Origin of the sequence: Rhodococcus sp. HM1 (assembly GCF_023218075.1) — a bacterium.
Taxonomy (GTDB): Bacteria; Actinomycetota; Actinomycetes; order Mycobacteriales; family Mycobacteriaceae; genus Rhodococcus.
On record NZ_JALPTB010000199.1, the window covers coordinates 1 to 582 of the forward strand.

The 582-nt window shown below is 72.5% G+C and carries 1 protein-coding gene; it reads left to right on the forward strand.

Features of this window, described 5'->3' with window-relative positions; translation table 11 throughout:
- Positions 1 to 528: TM2 domain-containing protein (locus tag M1M07_RS32400; protein ID WP_248676791.1), on the forward strand; the 528-nt coding region annotated here is incomplete at its 5' end.
- Positions 529 to 582 lie beyond the last annotated feature (54 nt).

Below are 582 nucleotides of genomic sequence, written 5' to 3' on the forward strand. Positions count from 1 at the left end.
GGCCCGGGCTGGGGCACCACGCCCAGCTACCCGCCGCCGTCCGACTACTCGTCGGCGCCGCAGCAGCCCGGCGGTCCGGCCGGTCCCGTCTACGGCACCCCGAACCCGCAGTACCCGATGGGCGACCAGTCCGGTTACGGCGCACCGGGAGGATTCGGGGGACCGACCCCGCCTCCGCCGCCGCAGCCCTACGGTGCCGCGCCCGGTTACGGTGCCGCCGCCCCCGGCTACGGCCCGGGTGGAACGCCCGGCTACGGCTTCGCCGACCCGTCGGCGCCGTACGGTCGTGATCCGCTCACCGGCGAGCCGTACTCGGACAAGTCGCGGATGACCGCGGGTCTGCTCGAGATCCTCCTCGGTGCGTTCGGCGCCGGCCGGTTCTATCTCAACCAGCCGGGCCTGGCGATCGCGCAGATCGCAGTGGTGTGGCTGACCTGCGGCCTCGGTGGCATCTGGCCGTTGATCGACGGCATCATGATGCTCACCGGCAAGGTTCGGGACGAGCACAACCGGCCGCTGCAGCCCTGATCGCGGTACCCGAACAAGCCACGTCTTCTCGCGGAGGGCCCGGCTGCGCATGCT